Below are 4,842 nucleotides of genomic sequence, written 5' to 3' on the forward strand. Positions count from 1 at the left end.
CACTAATTGGGCGGGTTGGGCCGGGGCGCCCCCCCCGCGTATGGCGGGGGCCGCCCCCGGCCCGCCGCTACCGGGAGCCGGCATAGCCGGCTCCTTTTTTGTAAAGCCCGCGTGAAAACGGGGTTTTCATCACGCCTTCATCTTTACAGGTTGTTTACAAAGGAAGGGTTGGCCGGCTCCAAGGGGGGAGCGGGCCGGCACCAAAACCAACATTCCTTTGGAGAGAGAGCGAATGAACACCCTGCACCACCGCCCGTTGGCGGTTGCTGTCGCGTTGTGCCTGTTGGTTGTACCCGCGCTTGCCAGCGCCCAGGAAACACCCCGTCCCACCACCGAACTGGACCGCGTCGACGTCACCGGTACCCGCATCAAGCGCGCCGAGGTCGAAGGCCAGGTGCCGATCCAGACCCTCAGCCGCGAGCAGATCGAGCAGACCGGCCTGAACTCCATCGGCGAAGTGCTGCAGCAGCTGACCGGTTCCGGCTCGGCGCTCAATGCCAAGTTCAACTCATCCGGCAACTTCGGTTTCCCCCCTGACGGCAGCGGCGTGGGTGCAGGTTCGGCCCAGGTCGACCTGCGCCACCTCGGAGCCAAGCGCACGCTGGTGCTGGTGGACGGCATCCGCTGGGTCAACGAGTCCTCGGCCTCCGGCGTGGGCGCGGCCACCGATCTCAACACCATCCCCCTGGCCATCGTCGAGCGCATTGAAGTGCTCGAAGACGGCGCGTCCTCGCTGTACGGATCCGACGCCATCGGCGGCGTGGTCAACATCATCACCCGTCGCGAATTCGACGGCGGCCAGGTGACCGTGAACTACGGCGAGTACAGCAAGGGCGACGGCACCCAGAAGGGTGTGGACCTGGCCTGGGGCACCAGCGGTGACCGCTACAGCCTGTTCCTGGGCGCGAGCTGGACCAAGCAGGATCCGGTGTATGCGAGCACGCGTGAGCAGTCGCGTGTGCCGATCCCCGGCACCGGCCTGACCTTCGGCAGCTCGGCCACACCCACGGGCCGCTTCATGTTCACCGATCCGAATACGGGCATCGACTACAACATCACGCCCAATACCGGGGTAACCAGCCCCACCTTCAATGGCGTCGGCGGCTGTGATCGCACCGATGACTATCACTGCTTCGCCACGGCGGACCGCTTCAACTTCGCCGAGTACAACCTGCTGCTGACCCCGTCCGAGCGCAAGGGCATCTTCGGCCAGTTCCGCTTCGACATCACCGACAACGTTCAGTGGTACATCAAGGCGTTGGGCAACCGTCGTGAGTCCACCAACCAGGCCGCACCGGAGCCGCTGTTCTTCGGTCCGGACGGTGCCACGGGCAACCCGCTGGCCGACAACATCGTCATCTCGGCGTTGAATCCGTACAACCCGTTCGGCTTCGACCTCGATTCGTCGAGCAACCTGAGCATGGTCGGTCGCCGCCCGGTCGAAGGCGGGGCGCGCGTGTTCGAGCAGGAAGTGAACACCCAGTACTTCGCCACCGGCCTGGTCGGCAACTTCGAGGCGGCCAGCCGCAGCTGGTACTGGGACGTCAACGGTATGTACAGCAAGAACAAGGCCGAGCAGACCAACTACGGCAGCTATGACATCTACAAGGTGAACATGGCGCTGGGTGACCCGGCCGTCTGTGCGGCCACGCCCGGTTGCGTGCCGCTGAACATCTTCGGTGGCCCGGGCACCATCACGCCGGAGATGCTGCAGTGGATCCAGCCGGTGGTACGCGACCGCAGCGTCAATGAGCTGAGCCTGTTCACCGCCAACCTGAGCAGTGACCTGTTCAACCTGCCGGCAGGCCCGGTGTCATTCGCCACCGGCTACGAGTACCGCAAGTACGAAGGTTCCTACAACCCGGATCCGCTGACCGTGCGCGGCCACTACAACGGCGTGCCCTCGCAGCCGACGTCCGGTTCGTATGACGTCAACGAGGCGTATCTGGAGTTGAGCGTGCCGATCTTCGCCAACACCGCGATCGGCTCGAAAATGGACCTGAGCCTGGCCGGGCGCTACTCGGACTACTCCACGTTCGGTGGCGAGTTCACCCCGAAGTACGGCCTGCGCTGGCAGGTGACCAATGACTTCGTGCTGCGCACCAGCTACGCCGAAGGCTTCCGCGCGCCGTCGATCGGTGAACTGTACGGCTCAGCGGCGCGCGCCGACCTGCAGCTGTTCGATCCCTGTTCGGTGGGTCTGGGCGGGACGCCGCCACGCGGCAGCGCCGCCAACTGCACCGCGCTGGGCGTGCCGACCGGCTTCCAGCAGGCCAACTCGCAGATTTCGGTCACCACCGGCGGCAACGCCGAGCTGAACCCGGAACGCTCGCGCAGCTTCAGTGCCGGCTTTGTGTGGAGCCCGTGGTTCGGCAGCAACACGTCGTGGTCGGAGCGCTTCGACGTCGAAGTGACCTTCTACCGTCATCACATTGAAGGGGCGATCCAGGCCATCGATGCACAGACCCAGCTGGATCTGTGCGTGGATACGCTGGACTCGGTCTACTGCGATGGCATCACGCGTGCCAGCACCGGTGCGGTCAGCAGCTTCAACAACCGCCTGACCAACCTGGGCTCGATCAAGACCGATGGCTGGGACGTGGACCTGTTCTGGACGCTGCCGGAAAGCGAGATCGGCCAGTTCAAGATCGGCTGGCAGAACACCTTCGTCGGTCGCTATGAGGCGCTGGGTGCGGCAGGGCAGAAGCAGCCGCAGGAGCCGGGCATCGAAGTGGTGAACAGCTCCATTCCCGAGTGGACCAGCAACGCCACGCTGGGCTGGAAGCTGGCCAACTGGAGTGCATCGTGGACGGTGCGGCACATCTCCGAGCTGAAGGAACAGTGCGGCGATGCATCGACCTTCCCGGTGTGCAGCGACCAGAACGCGGGCACCAACACCTTGTCGGCCACCACGTACCACGACTTCCAGGTCGGCTACAAAATCGACTGGATGAAGGGGCTGCAGCTGAGCGCGGGCTTGAACAACGCGTTCGACAAGGATCCGCCGATCTGTCTGTCGTGCTCGTTGAACGGCTATGACGCGTCCACCTACGACATTCCGCGTGGGCGCTACTGGTACCTGCGGGCGGACCTGCGGTTCTGATGCACCGGGGCACCGGGTAACCCCGGTGCCCCATATTTCTACTTTGGCATCATCGCCTCCATGATGCGGTCGATGCTGAAGCTCGCCGCACGGGCGCGCGGTGGAAACTCCTTGAAGCTCTCCAGCCACTGCGCCAGCATCGGCGGGGCGGCATACAGCAGGAAGTTCTGCTCAAGGAACCAGTCGTTGTATTTGATGCTGATCTCGCCCCGCTCGAAGGGGTCGGCACGCAGGTCGAAGAATTTGGGAATACGCATTTCCGACAGTGGCTCGCGCCATACGCTGATGCCTTCATTGCGCTGCTCAGCAAACACGACTTTCCATCGCCCAAGCCGTGCTGCCATGCATTCGCCGTCGTCGCTCCAGTAAATAAAGCCCTGGCGGGGAGATTCGTCGGCCTTGCCCGACAGGAACGGAACCAGGTTGTAGCCATCCAGATGGACCTTGTACGCGCGTCCGCCGATGCTGAAGCCTTTCTTCAACTTCTCTACCAGTTCGGGTTCGCCATTGGCGGCGGCGAAGGTCGGAATGAAGTCCTGCAGCGAGGCGATGTCATTGATCACCCGACCCGGTTTGATCACGCCGGGCCACCGCATCACGCACGGCACCCGCCAGCCACCCTCCCAGTTGGTGTCTTTCTCACCGCGGAACGGCGTGGTGCCACCGTCGGGCCAGGTCATGACCTCGGCTCCGTTGTCGGTGGTGAACACCACGATGGTGTTGTCGGTGACCTTCAGCTCGTCGAGCTTGTCCAGCAGCTGGCCGACATAGCCATCCAGTTCCACCATGCCATCCGGATAGAGGCCCAGCCCGGTCACGCCGACTGACGCCGGCTTGAGGTGGGTGAACACGTGCATGCGGGTGGGGTTGAAGTAGCAGAACCACGGCTCGTTGGCCTGCGACTTGCGCGTGATGAAGTCCAGCGCGGACTCCAGGAACTCTTCATCCACGGTTTCCATGCGCTTGCGGGTGAGCGGGCCGGTGTTTTCTATCTGCTGCCGGCCGACCTTGCCGAACTGTTCGTCGACGGTGGCGTCTTCCTTGTCGATAGCCTTGCATTTGAGCACGCCACGCGGACCGTACTTCTTTCGGAACGCGGGATCCTTCGGATAGTTGGGATACTCCGGCTCTTCCTCCGCGTTCAGGTGGTACAGGTTGCCAAAGAACTCATCGAACCCGTGCACGGTGGGCAGGTGCTCGTTGCGGTCACCCAGGTGGTTCTTGCCGAACTGCCCGGTGGCGTAGCCGAAGTGCTTCAGGAACTGGCCGATCGAGGGATCTTCAAAGCTCAACCCCAGGGTGGCACCGGGCATCCCGACCTTGGTCAGGCCGGTGCGGATCGGCGACTGCCCGGTGATGAATGCGGCACGCCCGGCAGTGCAGCTCTGCTGCCCGTAGAAGTCGGTGAAATTGGCCCCTTCGCGTGCGATGCGGTCGATGTTGGGGGTCTGGTACCCCATGATGCCGTGGTTGTTGCAGCTGATATTGAACCAGCCGATGTCATCGGCCATCACGAACAGAATGTTCGGTTTCCGGGCGGCCATGTCGGGATCCTACGCGGGGAGGTCCGGGCAGGGTAGGGCGCAGCCCGTCAGCGGGCATCCGAAGAAGTGCTGCTGCCTGATCGGTAAGAATACCGAGCCGGAAATGCACACGGCCGGGGAATCCCCGGCCGTGTGGGGTTCGCGGTGGTTGCGGAGTGGCCGGGCCCGGCCCGCCCCCCCCCCAAACAAACCCCC

Annotated in this window: 2 protein-coding genes; one reads left to right on the forward strand and one right to left on the reverse strand. The window is 63.7% G+C overall.

Annotated elements, in window-relative coordinates; all coding sequences use genetic code 11:
* Positions 1 to 232 precede the first annotated feature (232 nt).
* Positions 233 to 3,103 carry a TonB-dependent receptor gene (locus tag QMX83_RS20205; RefSeq protein WP_282298424.1) on the forward strand — a complete coding sequence of 957 codons (2,871 nt, stop codon included), beginning with the start codon at positions 233 to 235 and terminating at the stop codon, positions 3,101 to 3,103.
* A gap of 38 nt (positions 3,104 to 3,141) precedes the next feature.
* On the opposite strand, the gene QMX83_RS20210 is transcribed toward QMX83_RS20205, so the two are convergent.
* Positions 3,142 to 4,647 carry an arylsulfatase gene (locus tag QMX83_RS20210; protein WP_282298425.1) on the reverse strand — a complete coding sequence of 502 codons (1,506 nt, stop codon included), beginning with the start codon at positions 4,645 to 4,647 and terminating at the stop codon, positions 3,142 to 3,144.
* Between the last annotated feature and the right edge of the window lie 195 nt (positions 4,648 to 4,842).

Source organism: Stenotrophomonas sp. PS02289 (assembly GCF_029960115.1).
Lineage (GTDB): Bacteria > Pseudomonadota > Gammaproteobacteria > Xanthomonadales > Xanthomonadaceae > Stenotrophomonas.

What these genes read in the sequence shown, in the direction of transcription:
- QMX83_RS20205 (WP_282298424.1), top strand. Translation starts at nt 233, where the DNA reads ATGAACACCCTGCACCACCGCCCGTTGGCGGTTGCTGTCGCGTTGTGC.
- QMX83_RS20210 (WP_282298425.1), bottom strand. Translation starts at nt 4,647, where the DNA reads ATGGCCGCCCGGAAACCGAACATTCTGTTCGTGATGGCCGATGACATC.